Here is a 23,210-nt window from a genome sequence, read left to right as displayed (position 1 = left end):
ACCTGCACAACCGAGCTAATTTACTACTACTACATTACTACTACAACGCCTCTGACATTGCATATTCACGGAAATAAAGCACTGCAACACTACGTCATCTTTCAAATGCTGCTACAACGTTGTCAGGCATTGAGAGTTGTATTCTTTTTGGTTATTCTGCACGGCTTCCCTGGTCAGTCAGCTGCTCAGAACACCATCGGGCTACCGGAAGTTGTCAATTATACAAAGCAGCATTATAAAGGAGGAACACAGAACTGGGCGATTCGTCAGGACAGTAAAGGAGTCATGTATTTTGCCAATAATGAAGGGCTTCTGACATTTGACGGGATATACTGGCGACTGTATCCGCTGCCGAACCGAACAAAAATCCGATCTCTAGAAATAGGTTCCGATCATCGTATTTACATAGGTGCAGAAAACGAATTCGGATATTTCTCGCCGGATGCAAGGGGTAAGCTGGTTTTTGTTTCACTTAAAAAGCTGCTACCGGCAGAAGACCAGAGTTTTGCTGATATCTGGAATGTGGTCAATCTGGAAGGCCGGATCTTTTTCAGGGCGAGTAACCGGATTTTTCTTTTTGAAGACGACCAAATCATGGTATACAAACCTAAATCGTCCTGGCGGTATATGGGCTCATACGGAAAATTGCTCATTGCTCAGGATGCTGCCAACGGTCTGTTAAAATTCAATAACGGAAGGTGGGAATTGCTGGCCGGTCAGCAGGGCCTTCCTGATAATTATCTGAGCACAGCGCTGATTCCCTATGGAGACGGAAAGTCTTTACTGGTGACACTGGACCATGGTATTTTTATCGTTGGCCCGGATAAAATAAGCAGACTGGAATCTGACTTCATTAAAAAGCTGACCGGTGAGAGAATATATGCCACCACAAGGATTGATCAGAACCTGATCGCATTGTGCACCCAGCAGGGAGGATGTTACACCATTGATAACCAAGGAGCTTTTGTTTACCGGTTCAATAAGTCGGATGGGTTACAAAACAATAACATTCTCAGTGTGTTCAAAGATAGGCACAGTAACTTATGGCTTGGGCTGGATAATGGCATTGACTTTGTAGCCAACAGTAACGCCATTAAAAACATATATCCTGCAGCATCGAAGGAGGGTGGGGGATATGCTTCTCTGATTTTTGATAACAAGCTTTATATTGGTACATCCATTGGGCTGTTTTCGGTACCTGTGGGCAAATTCAGTGATTTGAGTCTGGTAAAGGGTGATTTTTCGCTGGTTGAGAACTCTAACGGTCAGGTATGGAGTTTGTCGGAAGTGAATGGAAAGTTGTTGATGGCGCATCACGACGGGATTTTTGAAATAGCGGGGTCTGTTGCGCGGCCTATCGAAAAACGAAACGGTTTTTGGGGCTTTTTGCCTTTGTCGCGGATATCACCTGTAACCAATATTGCCGTTGGCACCTATTATGGGATTGATTTTCTTACCTATGGAAACGGTCATTTTACACCTGCGGGCTCAGTCAGTAATTTTGATGTCGGAGCCAGATTCCTTTGCAGTGATACTAGGGATGAACATGTGCTGTGGGCTTCGCATCCTTACCGCGGAGTATACAAGATTACAACAGATGGCAGACAGGCAGGCGGATCAAAATTATATACCAGCAAAGAGGGACTGCCGGTATCACTTAATAATCAGTTTGTTTACAAAGTAAAAAATAAGATACTGGTAGCCACCGAGTCGGGCATATATCAGTATGACCATCAAAAAGATCGGTTTGAGCCTTCCGGATTTTACAATGAAATCTTTAAACAGATCAAAGTCTCTTTTTTAAAAGAAGATCAATCGGGTAATATCTGGTTTGTGAGTGAAAAGCAGCTGGGTGTGGTGGATATGGAGGGGAATGAGCCGAGAATAATCTACATCCCGGAATTGAATCATAAGCTTGTATCCGGTTTTGATAATGTCTATCCGGTGGATAAAAACAATATCCTGGTGGGAGCAGAGAGGGGTTTTTACCACATTAATTATGAAAAATATAAGCAAAACAAGAATAAGCTGCAGGTAGAACTGCGGACGGTGCGGGCGATCGGAAACTCGGATTCCTTACTTTTTGGCGGATACGATCAGAAGTTCAATGCGGCCGGATCTGAATTAGGTTCACAACACCTGAGCATAGATTATGCCTTCAACTCGCTTCGGTTTGAATTTTCTTCTACGCTTTACAGTCAGCATTCTAATATTGACTATGCTTATCTCCTTGAGGGCTTTGATCAGGCGTGGTCGGGATGGTCGGCAAAGGGCGAGAAAGAATATACGAATTTACCTGCAGGCAGCTATGTTTTCAAGGTCAAGGCAAGGAATAATCTGGGAAGTGAATCATCCGTTTCTGCTTATCAACTGCTGATTTTGCCGCCGTGGTATCTGAGCAGCTGGGCATATGTTTTCTATGGTTTACTGCTGCTTGGGGCAGGATATGTGCTTTATCTGTGGCAGGAAAAACGCTTTGAAGAGCAGCAGGTTAAATACCAGCAGGAGCAAAGAAGGCTACAATCGCTCCACCAGCTTGAGATTGAGAAAAATGAAAAGCAGATCATTAAACTGAATAATGAAAAGCTTGAAGCAGAAATAACACACAAGAACACGGATCTGGCTACCTCGGCGATGCATCTTGTTCAGAAATCGGAGTTGTTGTCCAGGCTCAGAACAGACCTGACCAGAATCCTTAAAAATTCCGGTGATGAGCATGTCAATGAAGAGCTGAAAAAGATGATTAAAGTGGTTAGTGAAGAAAATAAAGTGGATAAGGACTGGGGACAGTTTTCAAGGCATTTTGATAATGTACATAGTAATTTTTTGATTGCCTTAAAGGAGCGATATCCCAATCTGACATCCACTGAGCTGAAGATGAGCGCCTATCTGCGCATGAACTTATCCAGTAAGGAAATCGCCCAGCTGATGAATATATCACTTCGTGGCGTGGAAGTCGGCAGATACCGGCTGCGTAAAAAGCTCCAGTTGCCGACCGAAATCAATATGTTTAATTACTTTCTGGGTTTTCATGTGGATGAATCAAAAGAGAAAGGGCCGGAGCAATAGTGTTCCGACCCGTTTCCTGATGTGTTTTGGTGATAGCGATCAGCTTGTTACTTCGAGCCTCCCCATTCCTTACTTTGCTCTATTTTGGTGTTTTCCAGTTCCAGTAATGGTATAGGAAGAATTTCGTGTTTTCCTGCCACGAAACCTTTTGATTTCAAAGCAGCAGGCGCATCTCCCCAGCGTACCAGATCCATCCAGCGGTGACCCTCACCGGCCAGTTCCAGGCGACGCTCTTTTTTGATATTGTCAAAAGTCGCCGCTACTGGCTGAAGGCCCACACGTGCACGCACCGCATTCAACAATGCTGCTGCACGTACCAGATCTCCACTGCCCCGCACCAGCGCTTCGGCTTCCAGCAGGTAGGTGTCTGCCAGTCGGGTATCATACATATTCTGAGGGAAATTCAGCTCTGGCGTTCCTGCGCCGGTCCAGCGGTTTGAAACGCGTCCGGCAAATTTTTCAAGGAAGTAACCTGTATTCTGATACCCTTTCTCATAAGTGGCAAGTCCGGCTTTTTCCAGGCTGTCCAGATTGGCAATGGTCGCACGGTTACGCGGATCGAAGTGCATGGTATTGAACAAATCCGGTGTTACTGGCAGAAAGCTCCAGCCGGAAACATAATCAGGAGCTGTATCCGATTTTCGGTTGTATCCCCTTGGCCCAGTGATGATGTTCATGATATTTCCTTCCGTACAGGAAACACAATTCCAGGTTCCGGCAGATGTATTGGTATAGGATATCTCGAAAATCGACTCACTGTTGAACTTGTTTGAAGTCTTAAACAGATCAGCATAGTTGGCCAGCAATTTATAGCCATAGGCATTGGTGCCGCCCGGGGTTCCGTTTACTTTTGCAAGCTGCTGTGCGGCCTGGGTAAACTTGCTCTGATAGAGGTATACCTTACCTAAAAGCGCATATGCAGCTCCCTGACCAGCACGGCCGGCCTCTGTGGCAACATTGATGGTCACAGGCAGATCAGCTAACGATTCGGATATATCTTTTTCAATTTGCGCGTAAACCTCCTCGGGTGATGCCTGCAGCACGTCATACATGGCGCTGGTTTCGACGGGAAGAGTGAAAAGCGGGACATGTCTGAACAGGCGGACCAGTTCGAAATAGAAGTATCCGCGAAGAAATTTCGCTTCTGCTATGTACCGTTTTTTTAGTGTTTCATCCATAGGTATGCCCGGCAATTTTTGCAGAATCACGTTGGCACGGAACACACCTGAGAATCCTTTTCTCCAAAGCTCACCCTGCGGGCCGGTGGTAGGGTTCAACGTGTAGTTGGAGATCACCTGAAAATCCATGATGTCGCTGGGACCGCCACCGCCGGCATAATGATCATCAGAAGCTGCATTCATGGTCGCTATGGTATTCACGTATCCATTTCCCTGCCATCCTACCACGTCATAAGCGGCTACGATACCGTTAAAAGCCTCTTCCTGGTTACGGTAATAGTTAGCTTCAAGATCCAATCCTCTCGGTTTGACATCCAGGAAACTGTCAGAGCAGGAAAGTTGCATTCCGGCTGTAAGCGCCAGAACAATAAGATGTTTGCTGTATTTTATTTTCATCATTTCTATACAATCAATATTAAAAACCAATATTCAAACCAACCATGAATGAGCGCGCTTGCGGATAAATTCCCTTATCAATACTAAACACGCCTCCGCCGATTTCGGGATCATAGCCGGTATACTTCGTGAGCGTAAACAGGTTTTGACTCATCACATAAATCCGCGCTTTTCTCATGGCAATTTTACTGATCAGCGCGTTGGGTAGAGAGTAACCCAGCTGCAATGTTTTCATGCGGAAAAAGTCGCCTTTTTCCAGATAAAAACTCGATGGGTTCTGGAAATTTTTGTTGGGATCGCCGTTCACGATTCGCGGGTAATCGTTGGATGTGCCCGGTGCCGTCCAGCGGTCAAGTGCATCTGTCTGCCAGTTTGCATTGGCAATGTCCAGCCGGCGCAGTCCTTGGAAAATCTGATTGCCCGCAACGCCCTGCCCGAAGATAACCACATCAAAACCTTTATAAGCCACATTCACTGTCAGACCGTATGAGTACTTCGGAGTCGGGTTTCCGATGAAGGTCCGATCGTCTTCTGTGATCGTTCCGTTTCCATCCAGGTCTTCCCATCTGAAATCTCCCGGTTTCGCATTAGGCTGAATTTTCTTTCCGTCCGACCCCACGTGCGCTTCCACATCTTCCTGAGTCTGGAATATGCCCGAATGCTTGTAGCCGTAGAAAGAGTTGATGGCATAGCCTACCTGTGTTCTGGTAATAGGTGGTGCTCCCTGAAAGCTCTGTCCGCCAGATAGGTATTCAATCCCGGTCCCCAGATTGGTTACCGTGTTTTTAATGTAGGACACATTGCCGTTGACCGAGAAATCGACCTGTCCGAACGTCTTTTTATAACCCAGTTCAAGCTCTATACCTTTGTTTTCCATATCTGCCACGTTGGCAGCCGGATTCGATATTGCGCCTACGTATCCCGGAATTCTTGGGTTTTGAAGAATGTCCTTTGTTTCTTTTCTAAACCATTCCAACGTCAGATTGATGTTGTTGAACACAGTCGCATCAATCCCGATGTTTGTCTGACTGGTTTGTTCCCATTTCAAATCCGGGTTTGCGGGCGCATTAGGACTGTACCCGATGATGTAACTTCCTGAATTGCCTATGGCATAGTTCCTGCCGCTGCCGATGGTAGACAAATAAGCGAAGTCGCCGATTCCGTCATTTCCGACCACACCATAACCTCCGCGAAGTTTGAGGAAGTTAACCATGTTGTTGGTAGTAATAAAGTTTTCCTTTGTCAATACCCATCCCAGGGAAATGGACGGGAAAATACCATATTTATGATTCGCACCAAAGCGGGAGGACCCGTCACGTCTTACCAGGGCCTGAACAATATATTTTTCGTTGTAATTATAATTCAGTCTTGCGAAAAGAGAGCTTACTGTATGCAGTGCGCCTTCTGAACCATCCGAGCTGCGCTGATTGGCAGGTACCTTAAAGTTGAGAGAAGCATCTTCGAAATTGTTGGCAGGCACATTAAAGAAGGTAACACTGGTCATTCTTGTGTTATTATCCTGATAAGCGCCCTGCCCTAGCAGCAGGTTGACATTGTGCAAACCAAAATCTTTCGTATAGGAAATCGTGTTTTCAATATTGTAATCCAGACGCCGGTTATTTGCCCGATTGAAATTGGTCTGAGATGTTACAGAAGCTGCGTTCAGCCAGGAAATCGGTGTGAAACTCTCATTACCCCAGAATGAAAGTTTTGTACCCAGCGTCGTTTTTAATACCAGGCCGGCAACAGGTTCAGCCTGCAGATAAGCATTTCCGACGATGTTATCACTCCAGCCATAATTCCCCAAACGTGTTTGTATATACGCAAGTGGATTGCTCATTTCCTGACCAACCGCAGAGGAGATCCCGTAAGGGTTGCCGTTCGCATCCCGGATGACGCCTTTATTGGTGTAAGGTGCAGCATTGGCTATAGCCGGGTCTGTGACAACGACCGGTGTAATCGGGTCCAGATTGATTGCCGAGCTCAGCGGTCCGCCGAATTCGCTGTTGGTATTACCCAGCCCCACATTTTTTTCATTTGAATAACCCAGATTCTGGCCAAATTTCAGCCATTTGGCAATCTTGTGTTCCGAGTTCAGGCGTATACTTGTCCTTCTGTATTTGGATATGGGCGTGGCCACAATTCCGTCCTGGCTTAAATGACCAAAGGACAGATAGAAGGTCGACCTTTCGTTTCCGCCACTTACACTTAACTCGTGGTTCTGGCGTTTTGCACTGTTGTTGAATATATGCGATTGCCAGTCGGTGCCTTCTCCAAAAGAGGAGGGATTTGCATAGACCGCCGGTTGCCCGACAGCAACTGCCGCTTCATTGCGCAGGGTTGCGTATTGTGTTGCATTGAGTAAAGCCAACTTTTTAGCAGGTGCAGAGGTGCCAAAGAACCCGTTGTAGTTTACGCTGATGCCACCGGCTTTACCTTTTTTGGTAGTTACCAGAATAACGCCTGATGCAGCTCTGGCACCATAAATTGCCTGTGATGCAGCATCTTTCAATACCTCTATGGATTCAATGTCCGACTGATTCAGATAACCGATACCGCCATTGTCCACGACCACTCCATCAACAACCCAAAGCGGATTGTTGTTGTTCAGCGTGGTGATACCGCGCACCCGCACTGTAGCGGCCGACCCCGGCTGACCCGAGTTGGATGCAATCGTCAGCCCGGATGTACGGCCCTGTAAAGCCTCTTCCAATCTGTTGATCGGCATGGTTTCCAGATCAGATGCTTTTACGCTTGAAATCGCGCCTGTTACGACACTTTTCTTCTGAACTCCGTATCCCACAATCACAACTTCGCTCAGATTATCCGCTGATTCTAGCAAGTCAAAGTTGATCTCAGTCTGGTTATTGACAGCCATTTTCTGACTGACCATACCAATAAAGCTTGCTACCAGCACGGCTCCCGGCTGCGCTTCGATTGTGTAGTTTCCCGATGCGTCCGTAATGGTAGCATAGGATGTGCCTTCGATCATAACCGTGGCACCCACAAGTGCTTCGTTTGCCGCCTTCATGGTGACTCTTCCCCTGATCACCTGACTTTGGGCAAATACAGATTCCAATACCCCGCCTAACAACAGGATACAACATAACAGTACAAGTTTTCTTCTCATAGTAATTTCAGACCTGGTTTTGGGCTTTTTTGAAAGGATAATTAATCAATTAAATATTAAAATAGTAATACATTTAACCTTGTGGCAAATGTATACAGTTGATCAGGTTCCGTAAATTAATGGGTTACTACATTACTACCTCATATTGCACAAATGGCACAAAATCAAGAAAAATTTACCACTACATTTCTACTACATCATCTGTATTTAAGTAGTTTTGATTTTTTCATCTGACTGGTTTTATGGTATATAAATGACTGATTTTCAAATATTAATCTTCTTTTCATACATATTATAGAATGAAACGAAGAATGGGCGAATCCGGCAGATCAAAAGGAGCTGTGAAAATGTCCCAGCATCAGTAATGGGTTGAGAAAGCGTTGATACATATGGGTTATATGCACCTGTACTGGTAGCTATAGTCAGAGCCACAAGCCAGATGGCCGGGTAGATAAAAATGCATGTTGGACTCACCACTGCATGTCGACACCCTTAGGTCAGCACTTCACAATTTTCTCCTGAAAACAGATGGCGTATTGCCATTGTATTTTCTGAATTGTTTGCAGAGATGGCTTTCGTCGGTATATCCGAATTCGTCGGCAATCTCAGTAAGGGTGTGCTGGCTGTACAGTAACCGCGCTTCGATGAGCTTAATCCTGTGACGGATAATGTATTGTTTGAGTGGTTCGCCGGTCTGGCTTTTGAAAAACAAGCTGATGTAAGCTGGTGAATAATTGAAGGTGTGAGCCAGATGCTCGATACTAAGCAGACCTGGTTTGTAGATGTTTTGTTTGATATACATCAGGATCGCTTCTACCGATCGCTTAACGACAGGTTTGGGCAAAATGTCTGTAAACAGATTCCGCGCCAGCATCACCAGCATGGTCCGCATCATACTGTCCCGGATCAACTCGTAGTGCGGTGACTGGTTGTTAATCGCCTCAGACTCCAGGATAGCAAGTAACTGGTGTAACTTCTTTTTTTCTTCCACATCGACTACGATAGACCCTCGGCTTTGTGATGATGTCCCCAGTAAAGTAGTGATCACCGATTGCTCTTTGTCGTCAGTTTGCTTTTTGTGAATAGACTCATTGAAACGGACAAAGCAGAATTCAGTCAGCGCATCGATATGGAAATGGTGAAAGTCTTCCGGTCCGAGCATAAATATGTCACCGTCGGAATAGGGGTATTCATTGCCATTGATAAAGTGCTGGCCGGAGCCCCTCAGAATAAATATGATCTCATAATAGGTATGCTTATGAACAGCATGTGCCCAGGTGTTAGCCTCAAAATGATAGATACTAAAAGGCGTATGCAGGGTGTAGCGTTTCATGATACCAATATTGTGATAAATCTACCGGTAATTAATGGATTTTTACAATTATAAACAACGGGAGTGCCACTAATTTTGAACAGAATCTGACAAATCTAAACTGTTGAATGAAAGTTTTATGATAAACCGTTTTACAATTATATCCTCTTTTTTTACTTTTTCTATGCTTTTTCCCAATCTGACCTGTGCGCAATGGGTCCCGCTTCTGGACAAAAGTATGTCACAGTGGCAAACCTATCTGAGTTACAGACATCAGCCCAACTACAATGGAAATATACCAAAAAATGCCAATGGTAAAGAGTTGGATCCGATAGGCTATGATAGAGATCCTTCGGGCGTTTTTAAGGTGCTCGATGAGCCCGGAGGACTTGTCCTAAGAGTAAGTGGGGAAGTATATGGATGTGTTTTTACAAAGCAGGAATTTTCTAATTATCATCTCAGGCTGCAGTTCAAATGGGGTAAAGATAAATTTGAACCGCGTTTGGAGAAGTTAAAGGACTCAGGAATACTCTACCACTCCAACGGACCGGCCGGAGCGGAATACTGGCGGACGTGGATGCTTTCTCAGGAGTTTCAGATTATGGAAGGACATATCGGCGATTACTGGTGCCAGGCCAATTCCGTTGTTGATATACGCTCATTTCCATCAGAGGGAGTCATGAGTGCTGTAGCCGATGCAAAACAGCCGTACCGCTCGTATAAATCAGGATCAGATTACTATTGCATGCGCTCACAGGATTACGAAAGTCCGGCAGGGGAATGGAATACGTTGGAACTGATATGTTTTGAAGACAAGAGTCTGCATATCGTGAACGGACATGTGGTGATGGTACTGAAAAATTCGGGCTATATCCAACCCAACGGAGAGAAAGTAGCGATGACGAGTGGAAAAATTCAATTACAAAGTGAGGCAGCTGAAGTTTTTTATCGGGACGTTCATATCATGAAACTCGATAAAATGCCGGAAGTTTACCAAAAGTTGTTTTAAAGAACCATCATTTTAATTAAATATACCATAAAAGATGAAGCATCAATCCAGAAGATCATTTGTAAAGAGCAGTATGGCTGCGGGCCTTGGACTGGGAATCCCTGCCGGCCTTAAGCCTAAGGAGACATTTGTACATCATGTTATGTTTTATCTGAAAAACCCGTCCAGTGCGGAAGATAAGGCCAAGCTTTATGAAGGATTAAATAAACTCGCCAAATGTCCCACCATTAAACTGGTTCATATAGGTACACCTGCCGGTACAACACGTGATGTGATCGAACGCAGCTATGCCTATTCATGGCTTTGCTTTTTTGACAGTGCTGCCGATGAGGAAGCTTATCAAAAACATCCGATCCACGATGATTTCAGAAATAACTATGCACACCTGTGGGAGAAGGTTGTGATTTATGATGCAGTAGGGGAGAAAAGATAATACAGCAGTGATGCGGTGCGATGCATGGGGAACTTCGTTCTTCGGTGTATCGCACATGTGTTTTCAGCGGTTACGCATACGCTGGTAGTTAAAACTTTTTGATTATTAATTGAAATTTGACAGGAAACAGCCGGATTTTTATAACTTGCTTGTCTTTTTTGACACATTATTTCAAATAATAATCTAATGCAGCTTTCTGAGCCAAATGATGAAGAAACCCTTCAGTGGAGCAGACTCCGTAATGGAGAGCAGCATGCGCTCGCATTCTTTTATGAAAAATATGCAGATGTGCTTTTGAAATATGGGCTTTCGGTTTCTTACCATCGAGAGCTGATACAAGATTGTGTACAGGAATTATTTATCCAGATCTGGAACCGGAGACAGAACTTATCTACACCGCGTTCGGTCAAGTATTATCTGATCTCTTCTCTTCGAAGAATTATCATCGATGAGCTTGGAAGGGGACGTTTGGCGACCGATGAGTTCCCCGAGGATGCGTTGTCACTATTGGATCACGAAACCCGTAGCCGGCAGGAACTGGAGGAGAATCTTAACTCCAGATTGGTACATGCGGTCAGGGGCTTACCTGCAAGACAGCAGGAAGTTATTTTTTTACGCTTTTTCGAAAAGATGAGTTATGACGACATTGCAGCTCTGACGGGTCTGGATTATCAAATTCTGCGTAACACGATCCACCGATCCATCAAGGCACTGCACAAAGAATTATCACTTACACTAGATTTATTGATGATTATTTTACTTAGTGTAATTTATTGACAGGTAGATGATTAGACATAATAATGGATTTTTTTGGTAATTTTTTATTTTTTTGAAGGTTACAAAATGACTCCTTTCCCCTCTCTGTATTCAGACTTAGACAATTTGCTCTTATAATTGATTTATTCTAATGGATTATCGTTTTTTTGAACCGGAAGATTTTGCAGCTGATGATCATTTCCAGCAATGGATATTATATCCTGATCAGCAGTCGGATGTTTTTTGGACAAACTGGCTGACGGAAAATCCCGATAAGCTGCAAGCGATAAAAAAGGCGGAATGGATCATCCGCAATATCACGTTCAATGAGAGCTGGTCAGCGGCTGAAAAAACAGATATATGGAGCCATATTCAGCAGGGCATCACTGCCGAGACTCCGGTGGTTCCGCTTTGGAGACGTTTCCAATGGTTTGCTGCAGCCTGTGTATTGGTATTGGTGGCGGGAGCCGGTTTGTACATGTTCAGATTTAAGTCAGTTGAAATACACACAGCCTACGGAGAGATCAAAGAGGTCAGGCTGGCCGACGGATCCGTTGTGAAGCTCAATGCCAACTCAACGCTACGGTATGACAGAAATTTTCTTGATAAGGCGGTTCGTGAGATATGGATTGACGGAGAAGCTTACTTCGATGTCGCCAAACGGGAAGTTAAAGGAAAGCGAATTCCGTTTATGGTTCATGCCAATACATTGGAAATACAGGTGCTCGGCACTGCGTTCAATGTCAACAACAGGCATGGGCATGTGGATGTTGCTTTGGAACACGGCTCTGTGAAAATCATCGATGAGAGAGACCAGAACCATGCCATTCTTCTCAAACCGGGCGAGAAGGCGTCACGGACGTCTCAGAAAGCTGAGATTGTGAAACAACAGGTTGAGATAGAAGAATATACATCATGGAAAAATAATATAATATTATTCAAGCGTAAGTCACTGGGTGAGATAGCCGTGATGATGAAAGATATGTACAATCTGGATGTGGTGATTGATAATGCTGAGCTGGCCCGGGAAACTTTCACCGGGTCATTTCCAACTGATTCTGCTGAGGTATTCTTCGAAAAACTGGAGAAGATGTATCCGATGCATATTTCAAAAGACGGCAGCACATACCATCTGAAATAAATTTAACACACATATAGCCTTTGCTTTGATGCCCGTTACGGACATCCTGATATTGTTTTGTATTTCCAATACCCTTTTTAATTATCAATAATGTTCCAAAAACTACGCACAATCGTACCGTCTGTTCTGGTATGTGGGTTTAGCGCTTTGCCCGGGCAGGCTGCTTCCCAGACGCTGGCAAAAAATGTGCAGCAAAAACCGCAACAGGAAGTTGTAGCTCCTGCCAGACTATCTCTGGACCAGGCGCTTGACATCCTTTCCAAAAGGCATAAGGTTCTCTTTGAATTCAATGACAACCTGATCAAAAATAAAACAGTTGATCGCAGCGAGCTGGAAGTCAAAGAGGATCTGGAAAATAAGTTAAAACGTTTATTGTTACCGTTAGAGTTGAGATTTGAACGTTTCCAGAGTAAATCCTATCTGATTCTGGATAAAAATATAAGCAAACCGGATAACAAGGCAAAGGCTTCTATACAAAACCGGCTATCTCCTGATTTGCCTGCCAGCCATGCATTTGCAGGCCGGAGCGTGGCTGAAGTAGCTGCCTATCAGCAGTCCAGAGTGGCTGTAGCCCGTGTGGAAGGAAAGGTCAGTGATGAGAATGGTGAAGGATTGCCCGGTGTAAACGTATTGGTAAAAGGCTCGCAAACCGGAACAAGCACTGATATTGAAGGCCGTTATACTATTGAGGCCTCATCGGGTGCGGTGCTGGTATTCAGTTATGTAGGTTTTTTGTCTCAGGAAGTTACGATTGGTAACAACTCGGTGCAGGATATCGTGCTGAGAGCAGATAACAAAACGCTGGAAGAGGTTGTGGTTGTTGGTTACGGAACTGTGAAACGTAAAGATCTGACGGGTTCTGTAGGTTCTTTGGATGCAAAGGAAATCAAGGATCTGGGTGTGGCACGTGTGGACCAGGCGCTTCTTGGAAAAGTAGCTGGTGTGCAGGTATTGCCCGTATCAGGGGCACCCGGCGCGGATCCGCAGATCCGGATTCGCGGTATCGGAAGTATATCGGCCGGTTCTCAGCCGCTGTATGTGGTAGATGGTTTTCCAACTGATAACATCCAGACAATCAATCCGAATGATATCGAGAGTATGGATATTCTGAAAGATGCTTCTGCAACAGCCATTTATGGTTCCAGAGGTGCCAACGGGGTGATCATCATCAATACCAAAAGAGGTAAAGCAGGCAAGTCTGTCATATCGTTTGATGCGCATTATGGTCTGCAGAAGATTTCCAAGCAGCCCGAATTCATGGACGCCCGCCAGCAGGCCCAATACTACTATGATGGTGTGCGCAATCGAAATCTGGATGTGGGAAACAACATTACAGGAGCGCCGGGAAGCTGGGGAGTACCCGTGCCTCAAACGGTGCTGGATGTGCTCGACGGAAGAAATACCAACAATACCAATGCACTCGATGCGGTATTGAGAACGGCATCCCAGCAGCAATATCAGCTGTCTGCAAACGGAGGATCTGAAAATATCCGCTATGCGGTGAGCACCGAATACATGAATCAGGATGGTATTATCAAGAACAGTAATTTCAGCCGCTACTCGCTCAGAGCCAATATAGACGCCCAACTGAGCAAAAAACTATCTGCAAAAGTCAATATGAATGCAGCACTGGCCGACCGTCAGATTGTAGCACCAAGTGGATGGGGTGGCGGGGCCAATGAGAGCATCATTGCGCAGGCAACCTCTGCACAGCCCTATTATCCCCTTTACAATCCGGATGGAAGCTACTTCGTATACGCAAACCTTGATGCATCCACTAACCTGAACAATCCGGTTGCGTTGGCGAATGAGATTCAGTCAAGAGGTCGTCTGGCCAGGTTCCTGGGGAATATCAATCTGGAATATGCCTTTACCGACGAGTTGAAACTGAATGTGATGTTGGGAGGGAACTTCAACAGCAACAAGGCTAGCAAATTTACACCTCAGTTGCCCGTATTCTTTAATACACCGGCAGTGGGCGTGGATAGCACCTCGATGGTGGTGAACTGGATCACTGAAACGACGTTGAACTACAACAAATCTTTCGGAGACCACAGTCTTTCAGCATTGGTCGGGTACACCACCCAAAAAGAAAGGTATGAGTCTAACTTTCTGACCAGCAATAACTATCCTAATAACCTGGTGCCGACCCTGGGAGCAGTAAGTGGCATTATTACCAATGGTTCTTCCGCTGTAGCCGAATGGTCGCTGCTTTCTTATCTTTCGCGTATTAACTATAACTACAAGGGCAAATATTACGTGACCGCATCTGTGAGAACAGATGGCTCGTCCCGCTTCGGAGCAGATAAAAAATATGGTTTGTTCCCGTCTGCGGCATTGGCATGGCGTCTGTCGGACGAAGCATTTTTGAAGGATGTCGATTTCCTGAATGAATTCAAAGCACGTGCCAGTTATGGTGCAACAGGTAACAACAACATTGGAAATTATGAGCATTACGCAACGATCAATTACCACAAGTACAATCTGGGTGGGGTAGCAGTTGGAGGATATGCGCCGGCAAAACCTTTCAATCCGGGTCTTACCTGGGAAAAGCAGCAGTCGATCAACTTCGGTGTGGATCTGGCTTTCTTTAACAGAAGAATCATGCTGACCGTTGACCGCTTCCAATCCAGAAATACCGATTTGTTGCTGAACGTAAACGTACCTGCGATTACCGGGTTTAATACGATGCTTCAAAATGTGGGAGAGGTTAAAAACCGCGGATGGGAATTTGTCCTGAACACAGTAAACATCGAAAAACAGTTTCAGTGGAGTACGGATTTCAACCTTTCAACCTATAAAAATGAAGTGGTGAAACTGGGTCCTTCGGGAGATCCGATTATTTCGGCCAGAAACATCACCATGATTGGTCAGCCAATCGGAATGTTCTATGGTCTGCAAACAGATGGGATTTTCAAAAACCAGGCTGAGCTCGATGCAGGTCCTATATACAATCCCGGTGCGCCTGACCGCTCACGTGTAGGTGACCAGCGCTTTGTAGATGTAAGTGGTCCTGATGGGGTGCCCGACGGCATCATCAATAGCTACGACTACACGATCATCGGCTCGCCCTATCCTGATTTTTACTACGGGATGACTAACCGTTTTGCCTACAAAAATTTCAGTCTGAGCGTAAGCATGCAAGGTTCTTATGGCAATGAAATTACAAGTACTGCGAACGATATCCGTCTGACGACCCGATCGCGCAGCCGTACGCTTTCAACACAGGTTAATTACTGGAAGTCAGAGCAGGATCCGGGGGATGGTATGACGCCCCGTCCTAACGATGCCCCCACAGGAGGTGTGCGTCTGGTGAGTCCGCGCTACATGGATTCAGGTTCTTATCTGCGGATCAACAATATCAACTTCGGTTACCTGTTCCCTGAGAAAGTGGCCAATGCTGTAAAGTTGAGTGCCCTGCGTGTATATGTGAATGTGACCAATCCATTCATTTTTACAAAAAACACCTCATTTAATCCTGACGTGAGCAATACGACAAGTGCACTGACTCCGGGTATAGACTATAACAACTACCCGCTGCCGAAAAGTCTGATTTTTGGTGTGAATGTAACATTCTAAACCCTGCTGTGATCCAACGGGTCACAGCAAACCTTTAAAGATTTATAAAATGAAAAAAATAGCAAGTGCAATCCTTCTTACATCCATGCTGGGTGCATCGTGCAGCCAGGACTTTATAGACCTGCCACCGATCTCGACAGTCAATGTGGACCAGTTATATAAAACAGACAACGATTTCCGGGATGCCATGACAGGCGTATATCGAAGTCTGCAGATGCAGTATCAGGATTTCTGGATCTTTGGTGATGTTCCCGGAGACGACTCTGAGCAGCAGGTAGCCAGAAACGATCCCTGGTACTTTGCAGATACCTTCACGATCAACAATGATCTGATACTGCTGAATAATACCTGGACCAATTACTACGTGCTGATTACACGTGCAAATACTATTTTGGACCGCATAGCGCAGGTTGATGGAGCGACACTGGCCAACCGCGACCGCCACATTGGTGAAGCCAAATTCCTCAGAGCGATGGCCTATTTCGATCTGGTCAGGATTTTCGGTGATGTTCCTATGATCACCACACTGATCACCAATGAAGAGGCCTTGAAGAAGACGCGTGATCATGTGGCAACCATTTATGAGAACGTGATCATTCCTGATTTGCTGGATGCAGAGAGTAAATTACCGGCAAGCTATACCGGTGCTAATGTAGGCCGGGCATCTAAAGGTGCGGCTGCTGCCTTGTTGGGCAGAGTCTATATGACACGCAAGGAGTTTGTGAAGGCCGAAGAAAAACTCCAGCAGGTAACTACCATGGGATACAGGCTTTTGGCTAACTATAACGATCTTTTTGACTACAACAAAAGCGAGCACCACAGCGAGTATATATTTGATGTGGAATATGAAGAAGGTTTGGGCGGACAGGGAAGTGTGTTCACACACCGCTTCATGCCCAACTCTACAACGATGGCAGGTTTTTACGGAATCAGAGGCAGTGAGTTGTCCGAAACCAATTCTCCTACAGATGCACTGATCAGTCTTTTCAAAGAAGGTGACCGCCGTAAAGATGTCACTGTGGGGCCCAAGGGAGGGTTTTACAATGCCCAGGGTGAGTTCATAAGATTGCCTATTCCGAGCCAGACGTACACGAAAAAATACATTACCCCGGTTGCTATTCAGAACGATAGTAAAGCCAACTGGAAAGTGATCCGTTATGCAGATGTGCTTTTGATGTATGCTGAAGCACTCAATGAAAACGGCAAAACAGCGCAGGCCGTGCCGGTGCTCAACCAGGTGCGGGAAAGAGCTGGTGTGCCTGTGTATACAGCAACTACCCAGGCGGACATACGTGAGAAAATTGCACTCGAACGCCGGTTGGAATTGTCTTTTGAAGGGCACCGTTGGTTTGATCTGGTGCGTACCGGAAAAGCGCTGGAAGTACTGCGCCCGAAAGGAATTCAGGATTACATGACTATATTTCCTATACCCCTTAATCAGATCCAGGTGCTCAATGACAGGAATGTATTTCCTCAGAACCCTGGTTACGACTGATAAACCGATTGCTGTCAAAAATGAAGTATTTAGTTTTTATTAGTTGTTTGTTGTTCGTGTTGTTTATAGGTCATCGTGATGCGTATGCGCAGATCACGCTGGCCTATGACAGCAGTCAGCAGCCGGTGCATTATGCTGCCGGCAAACTGAGTGACGCACTGGCCCGTAAGGGAAAAAACATCAAAATTGTATCAGAACCCGATCCGAAGAAAATGCCGTCGGTTTGGGCAATAACAAAAGGAACGGTTCCCCGCAGACTTCGCAAATGGGTTTCCCCGAAAGATTTTGATGGTTTGAACCCGGAAGGGTATGCCATCAAGCGCATTGCAGATCATGAGACGATTGTTATTATTTCTCAGGATGAAGTAGGAGCCGAGTATGGTTTGCTGGAGTTGGCTGATCAGGTAGATCTGCATGGTCACTTTGATCGTATTAAAACCAAACACATCAATCCCAAGTTTGAATACCGGATCGTTAAATTCAATCTGCCCTGGTCGCCTTACCGGGTGAGCAAGGCAACGGATGTGCATATAGAAACCTGCCGTGACCTGAAATTCTGGGAGAAGTTTCTGGATATGATGGCCGAGAACAGGCTCAATGCTTTGTCGCTGTGGAACAATCACCCGTTTCCATATATGATCCGCTCTCGCAACTTTCCTTTAGCAAGTGGATTGAGTGAGCAGGAAATGCTCGAATGGCAGAGTTTCTGGAAACAGCTTTTCAGTATGGCCAAACAGCGTGGTATTCAGACATACATCATCAACTGGAATGTGGTTGTCTCACCGGAATTTACCAAAACTTATGGCGGTAAAGAATACAGTGATTTATCCGATCAGGTAAAACAATACACCAAAGAATCGGTAACCCAGCTGATCGATGAATATGAAGATCTGACCGGTATTGGTGTCACGCTGGCCGACTGGATGGGGAATTTCCCGGATAAACTTACACCTCAGCAAAGGGAAGACTGGATCGATGATACCTTTGTGGCGGGAATGAAGGCTGCAAAAAGACCCGTGAAATTCATCCACCGTTCAGTCCTGGCCGGTGATCCGGTAGCGATGCGGGATTTGATTTCCAAAGCTGATTTGAAAGACCCTGCCCTGGTGGAGATCAAATTTAACTGGTCACATGGACATTCAACTCCAAAACTGTCTATCTCCCACGATTTTCATTCAGGAAAAATCGACCAGCGTTTCTGGACTCCGAAACCCAAAAATTACAACATTCAGTGGATGGTCAGAAATGAGGATTTTTTCATACTCCGCTGGGGACAGCCCGATTTTATCCGTCAGCATATAGCGCTCAATAGTAAAGACTATGTGAATGGCTATTTCATAGGTTCGGAAGGATACATTCCTGCCGCCGATTATTCCCATAAACCTTCGCCGGTCAAGACATGGCAATACGCTTTCGAAAAGCAATGGCTTTTTTACAAGGTTTGGGGTAAGCTGCTCTATAACCCTGATACCAAAGACAGTACTTTTGAAAATGCATTTGATCTCAGATATGGAAAGGGAACAGGAAAGAGCTTGCTGCTTGCATCTAAACTGGCGGGCAATATGCCGCTGAGGCTGGCCAGCTTTTACCGTTCTACCTGGGACTACACCCTGTATAGCGAAGGTTTTATTGAAGCAGAACCCGCAGAACAAAAGGGAGAATTCGACAGATCAAATCCGCTTATCTCCATTACCGACCTGATGGATCACCCAACGCTTGATCCTGCGATGCTGTCCATTGCTGACTATGTAGATAGTCTGGTGATGAAAAAGCCAATTGCCAAGGGATTCATCACACCATTGGCACTGGCCGATTCTTCGGAAATCGACAGCAGAAAAGCGCTTCAGCTGATCGAAGACCTGCAGCCTCATGCCGACGCTGGCACCCGCGTGCTTGTATCTGAATTAGAAGATGTGGCCGTTTGGTCGCATCTGGGGCTGTATTTGGCAGACAAGCTCAGAGCAGGTGTAGCACTGAAAACATTTTATAAAACCGGAAACCCGGTTAAAAAACAAGAAGCTGTTATATTGTTGAAAAAATGCTTGTCTCACTGGGACGAGGTGATCCGGTTTACCAAAGACAGGTATATGCCTACACCGCATGTGATGACCCAAAATTACGGACCTGAATTCCAGGTTTTTCATTGGGAGCTTTTACGTCCTCAGGTAGAAAAGGATATCTCAATCGCTAACAATGCTGTTTTTAAACACTGACCTTTTCAATTAGCAGCAAATTTTACTATTCCTATGCTCAAAACCTTTTTATCATTTTGTCTTTTATTGCTTACCGGCGCTGCAGCAGTCTCACAGAATGCTTCTGCCGAAGAAGAATTGTGGTGGCGTAAAAATAATCTCCGCGTAATTCAGACCAATCTGCCTGATTATGAAGCAGCGACTCTTAATCCGGATTCCCTGGTGAAAGATCTGGTAGCCTTTTCCGCCAATACACTGATCATCAATGCAGGTGGTATCATGGCGTTTTATCCTACCAAACTGGATTTCCATTATACCAATCCGCATATGAAATCCGGGATGCTCGGAGAAGTTGTCAGGAAGTGCCATCAGAACGGTATCAAGGTGATGGTCAGGGTGGATTTCAGTCGTATGCATGAAAGTATATACAAGCAACATCCCGACTGGTGTTACATCTCGCCGGAGGGGGAACGCATGATCAATACAGATATGTATGTGGTGTCAATCAACGCACCTTATGTGCAGGACAAGGCCTTTCGTATCATAGAAGAGATCATGGATCTGTATCCTGTGGATGGTATTTTCCTGAACATGCCCGGTTACCAGACGCGTAATTCGTACGCAGACAAATACCATGGGATTGACCAGAATGAATATGACCAGAAAGCTTTCGCAGCTTACAGTAACGGCCTGAAGCTTCCCGTCAAGGAAGATGGTTCGGACCCCGTATTCAGAAAATACATGGAGTTCAAAAAGTTTACGGTAGATCAATGGTCTGAGCGGTTGAATAAAATTGTAAAAGCAAAAAATAAACAGACGGCGATTTGTACCTATATGGACAAGCACGTCGATATCATCCGTCACGAATCCCAGAACAATACATCGTTACCATACTGGCCTTATACGGCTTCGGATAATGTGTCCAATGCTGGCAATTCCTATCCGGACCATATCATCAGCAATGCCTCCATTCAGCAAATCTCCTTTCAATCCAGGTTCAACGCCGTGGAACCTATGGAGGTACAGATCAGGCTGTATGAGAACATCGCCAATGGCTCAGGGCTTGATCTGAGCATGGCAGGTGACACGCGTAGTTACGAAGATGAACGCAATTTCAATGTGATCCGAAAGGTATACACCCACCACAAAAAATTTGAGCCTTATTATGGCAACTACAAGTCTGTAGCCAAAGTAGCGGTGATTGCGCCCGGTTCGTGGGTGCATGGTGAGCAGGGGCAGGAGTACCGCGGCGTATCGCTGATCCTGAAAGAGGCACATATTCAGTTCGATGTGATTGAGTTTACCCAGATCGCCAAACTCGCAGAACGTATCAAAGGTTACAAAACGGTGATTTTTCCTGAAATAACCAACCTTTCAGAAGAGGCATTGGAAGTACTCAAACAAGCGGCTGCCGGCGGAACGAACCTGATCGGAACGAACCGCTCGTTTTCAGCTTATCCTTCTTTTCTCTCGGAGGTCTTCGGTGCCAAAGTGGTCAGTAAAGAAAATGACGGCGCAGGTAATTATCTGGTTCCGGATCAAAAAGAATTCAAAAGATTCGCTCTACAAAAGATGTTGTTCTGGAAGTTCAATCTGGGACTCTTTGATTTCAGTGGGGCAGATGAGAAATTCTTCCCGATCCTGAGCAGCGGTCGTCCGGGTCCGCCAGAGATCATTGGCGGGCATGAGCCTACCGGTTATTATGCGATGGGGGTAAAGAAACATGCGAAGAGCAAAGCGGCACTATTGCCAATTAATGTAGGACGTTTATACTTTGTGCATGGCTATGAGCAGCACAAAAACATACTACTGGAAGCGCTGGATCACGTGATGCCTGATGCTGGGAAGCTAGTACAGACCAACGCACCTGCAAAGGTGGAAGTGATCCTGAAGGAATATGCACGCAATACGCCGGAAAACCGGAAGACACGGCAAATGGAAGGTTTGATGCTGCATCTGGTGAACCTGACTGGTTTCAGTGGCAATACCTATTTCGAGCCACTTCCCGTTCTGGATCTGAAGTTTACCCTTCAATCTGATTTCAAACCGGCCAAAGTCTTTGCTATGAAATCCAAGAAGCCTGTGAAATATACCTGGAAAGAGGGTTATCTTACACTTGATCTGAACCGATTGGAAGACTACGAAGGAATTGTGATTTCAAAGAAATAATTCAAATACTACGAAAAGAGAAAGCCACTTCTGCGACCCGAAAAAGTGGCTTCCTCTTTTTGATCAATGTAAATGATCTTTATTCTCCCGGCTGCAAATGTGTACTGATCGCAATACGGTTCCAGGCGTTGATCGTGACGATCATCATAATCACCTGCGCTACATATTCCTTTCCAAGAGCAGCTTCCGCCTTTTGGTACAACTCATCTGAGATTCCACCCTGGTGAATCAGCGTCACTGCTTCCGTCAGCTCCAGTACGATGCGCTCCTGTTCGGTATACAGATTGGTTTCCTTCCAGGCATCCAGCAGTACAATCCGCTGAATACTTTCTCCCAGTTTGATCGCATCTTTGCTGTGCATATCCAGACAGTACGCGCAGCCATTAATTTGGGATGCCCTCAGTTTGATCAGTTCCTTATGTGTTTTGCTCAGTGCGCTTTTCTGTAAATAACCTTCCAGACCAAGCATTGCCTTATATCCCTCTGGTTGTACGTGCTGCATATTGAATCGGTTTTCCATGGTTTCCTTTGTTTTTTGTGTTGTTTGATTAACATGACAAAGGTGGTGGATCCAGGTTCGGGAAAACTTAAACTGGTTTAGGAAAATGCAGAAATCAGATTTGTTTTTAGCCAGATATGACCTTACAATGTATTGTTCGGATTAGCATGTGATCCACCTGCTGTCGGGAATTTTGCTGAATACTTTAAGATATCAACGTATATCATTGGGATAATCAGAAGTTACTCATTCGGGTTCTTATATAAAAAAATAAAATCTCCTCAGTCCGGTATGGTGATGATATTGTTGGATTGAAATCCTGAGATATGAAAATGATGTGCTCTTTAAACCAGATCAACAGACATTTTCAGACATAAGTCGTTTTGGTTTTTGGTCTTTAATAACGTTCGGGCATTGTTATGCGGCATACGAAACAGAGGCAATCAGGTTCGATGGCATAATATTGATACACTTATACAGACATGTTGGAATACCGATCGCTTGTATGCGTCGGGCAGTTTACCAGCAAGAGATATTTATCAGTATGAAGCAGAACGATAAAAAATTAACGCCGGAAGACGTTGACAGGGTCATTGAAATGGCCTGGGAAGACAGGACGCCTTTTGAGGCAATCAAGGCGCAGTTTCTACTAAGTGAACAGCAGGTGATCGCGATGATGCGTAATGAAATGCGGCCCCGCAGTTTCAGAATGTGGCGTGAGCGTGTACAAGGGCGGGTCACCAAACATATGAAATTGCCGGGGAATGAGGATCTGCGATTCAAATCGAATATGCAAAGGCAGATCAGCATGAATAAGATAAGTAAACGGGTATAAAGCCACAGTTCACCGCT

The 23,210-nt window shown here is 45.3% G+C and carries 14 protein-coding genes; 10 read left to right on the top strand and 4 right to left on the bottom strand.

Annotation, left to right across the window (positions count from 1 at the left end):
- The first annotated feature begins 57 nt into the window (after positions 1 to 57).
- A complete protein-coding gene (locus AC1XUE_RS13810) occupies positions 58 to 3,069 on the top strand; it encodes a ligand-binding sensor domain-containing protein (RefSeq protein ID WP_483356563.1) in 3,012 nt (1,003 codons plus the stop codon).
- 47 nt (positions 3,070 to 3,116) lie between these two features.
- On the opposite strand, the gene AC1XUE_RS13805 is transcribed toward AC1XUE_RS13810, so the two are convergent.
- The 3 genes from AC1XUE_RS13805 to AC1XUE_RS13795 form a co-directional block, all read right to left on the bottom strand.
- Positions 3,117 to 4,646, bottom strand: a complete 1,530-nt coding sequence (locus AC1XUE_RS13805; RefSeq protein WP_483356562.1) for a RagB/SusD family nutrient uptake outer membrane protein — start codon at positions 4,644 to 4,646, stop codon at positions 3,117 to 3,119.
- A 16-nt stretch (positions 4,647 to 4,662) separates the two neighbouring features.
- Complete coding sequence (locus AC1XUE_RS13800; protein ID WP_483356561.1) at positions 4,663 to 7,773, bottom strand: SusC/RagA family TonB-linked outer membrane protein; 3,111 nt, start codon at positions 7,771 to 7,773, stop codon at positions 4,663 to 4,665.
- 505 nt (positions 7,774 to 8,278) lie between these two features.
- Positions 8,279 to 9,106, bottom strand: coding sequence for an AraC family transcriptional regulator (locus tag AC1XUE_RS13795; protein WP_483356560.1), 828 nt, complete (start codon positions 9,104 to 9,106; stop codon positions 8,279 to 8,281).
- 163 nt (positions 9,107 to 9,269) lie between these two features.
- Here AC1XUE_RS13795 and AC1XUE_RS13790 point away from each other — a divergent pair, with 163 nt between their 5' ends.
- The 8 genes from AC1XUE_RS13790 to AC1XUE_RS13755 all read left to right on the top strand — a co-directional run bounded on the left by AC1XUE_RS13790 (position 9,270) and on the right by AC1XUE_RS13755 (position 21,859).
- Positions 9,270 to 10,094: a 3-keto-disaccharide hydrolase gene (locus AC1XUE_RS13790; RefSeq protein WP_483356559.1), complete on the top strand. Its 825-nt coding sequence runs from the start codon at positions 9,270 to 9,272 to the stop codon at positions 10,092 to 10,094.
- 34 nt (positions 10,095 to 10,128) lie between these two features.
- Entirely contained in the window at positions 10,129 to 10,527 is a 399-nt protein-coding gene (locus AC1XUE_RS13785; protein WP_483356558.1) for a Dabb family protein, read from the top strand.
- Between the two features lie 186 nt (positions 10,528 to 10,713).
- Positions 10,714 to 11,304, top strand: a complete 591-nt coding sequence (locus AC1XUE_RS13780; protein WP_483356557.1) for an RNA polymerase sigma factor — start codon at positions 10,714 to 10,716, stop codon at positions 11,302 to 11,304.
- Between the two features lie 130 nt (positions 11,305 to 11,434).
- Positions 11,435 to 12,424, top strand: a complete 990-nt coding sequence (locus tag AC1XUE_RS13775) for a FecR family protein (protein WP_483356556.1) — start codon at positions 11,435 to 11,437, stop codon at positions 12,422 to 12,424.
- Positions 12,425 to 12,514: 90 nt separating this feature from the next.
- The gene (locus AC1XUE_RS13770) at positions 12,515 to 16,003 is read left to right on the top strand and encodes a SusC/RagA family TonB-linked outer membrane protein (RefSeq protein ID WP_483356555.1); all 3,489 of its coding nucleotides are present in this window, start codon (positions 12,515 to 12,517) and stop codon (positions 16,001 to 16,003) included.
- A 49-nt stretch (positions 16,004 to 16,052) separates the two neighbouring features.
- On the top strand, positions 16,053 to 17,498 hold the full coding sequence (locus AC1XUE_RS13765; RefSeq protein ID WP_483356554.1) for a RagB/SusD family nutrient uptake outer membrane protein: 1,446 nt from the start codon (positions 16,053 to 16,055) through the stop codon (positions 17,496 to 17,498).
- Between the two features lie 20 nt (positions 17,499 to 17,518).
- A complete protein-coding gene (locus AC1XUE_RS13760; protein WP_483356553.1) occupies positions 17,519 to 19,711 on the top strand; it encodes a beta-N-acetylhexosaminidase family protein in 2,193 nt (730 codons plus the stop codon).
- 33 nt (positions 19,712 to 19,744) lie between these two features.
- Entirely contained in the window at positions 19,745 to 21,859 is a 2,115-nt protein-coding gene (locus AC1XUE_RS13755; RefSeq protein WP_483356552.1) for an alpha-amylase family protein, read from the top strand.
- A 79-nt stretch (positions 21,860 to 21,938) separates the two neighbouring features.
- Here AC1XUE_RS13755 and AC1XUE_RS13750 read toward each other — a convergent pair whose 3' ends face one another.
- Entirely contained in the window at positions 21,939 to 22,379 is a 441-nt protein-coding gene (locus tag AC1XUE_RS13750) for a carboxymuconolactone decarboxylase family protein (protein ID WP_483356551.1), read from the bottom strand.
- A gap of 523 nt (positions 22,380 to 22,902) precedes the next feature.
- Between AC1XUE_RS13750 and AC1XUE_RS13745 the strand changes: the two genes are divergently transcribed.
- On the top strand, positions 22,903 to 23,193 hold the full coding sequence (locus tag AC1XUE_RS13745) for a TIGR03643 family protein (protein WP_483356550.1): 291 nt from the start codon (positions 22,903 to 22,905) through the stop codon (positions 23,191 to 23,193).
- The last annotated feature ends 17 nt before the right edge of the window (positions 23,194 to 23,210 follow it).

Source organism: Dyadobacter sp. HNCC25DJ187 (assembly GCF_056895255.1).
The sequence above is the reverse complement of the archived record's forward strand: the minus strand, read 5'-3'. Positions and strand labels throughout refer to the sequence as shown.

Excerpts from the sequence above, each read along its gene's own strand:
- AC1XUE_RS13805 (WP_483356562.1), bottom strand. The coding sequence starts at position 4,646 with ATGATGAAAATAAAATACAGCAAACATCTTATTGTTCTGGCGCTTACA.
- AC1XUE_RS13800 (WP_483356561.1), bottom strand. The coding sequence starts at position 7,773 with ATGAGAAGAAAACTTGTACTGTTATGTTGTATCCTGTTGTTAGGCGGG.
- AC1XUE_RS13795 (WP_483356560.1), bottom strand. The coding sequence starts at position 9,106 with ATGAAACGCTACACCCTGCATACGCCTTTTAGTATCTATCATTTTGAG.
- AC1XUE_RS13790 (WP_483356559.1), top strand. The coding sequence starts at position 9,270 with ATGCTTTTTCCCAATCTGACCTGTGCGCAATGGGTCCCGCTTCTGGAC.
- AC1XUE_RS13785 (WP_483356558.1), top strand. The coding sequence starts at position 10,129 with ATGAAGCATCAATCCAGAAGATCATTTGTAAAGAGCAGTATGGCTGCG.
- AC1XUE_RS13780 (WP_483356557.1), top strand. The coding sequence starts at position 10,714 with ATGCAGCTTTCTGAGCCAAATGATGAAGAAACCCTTCAGTGGAGCAGA.
- AC1XUE_RS13775 (WP_483356556.1), top strand. The coding sequence starts at position 11,435 with ATGGATTATCGTTTTTTTGAACCGGAAGATTTTGCAGCTGATGATCAT.
- AC1XUE_RS13770 (WP_483356555.1), top strand. The coding sequence starts at position 12,515 with ATGTTCCAAAAACTACGCACAATCGTACCGTCTGTTCTGGTATGTGGG.
- AC1XUE_RS13765 (WP_483356554.1), top strand. The coding sequence starts at position 16,053 with ATGAAAAAAATAGCAAGTGCAATCCTTCTTACATCCATGCTGGGTGCA.
- AC1XUE_RS13760 (WP_483356553.1), top strand. The coding sequence starts at position 17,519 with ATGAAGTATTTAGTTTTTATTAGTTGTTTGTTGTTCGTGTTGTTTATA.
- AC1XUE_RS13755 (WP_483356552.1), top strand. The coding sequence starts at position 19,745 with ATGCTCAAAACCTTTTTATCATTTTGTCTTTTATTGCTTACCGGCGCT.
- AC1XUE_RS13750 (WP_483356551.1), bottom strand. The coding sequence starts at position 22,379 with ATGGAAAACCGATTCAATATGCAGCACGTACAACCAGAGGGATATAAG.
- AC1XUE_RS13745 (WP_483356550.1), top strand. The coding sequence starts at position 22,903 with ATGAAGCAGAACGATAAAAAATTAACGCCGGAAGACGTTGACAGGGTC.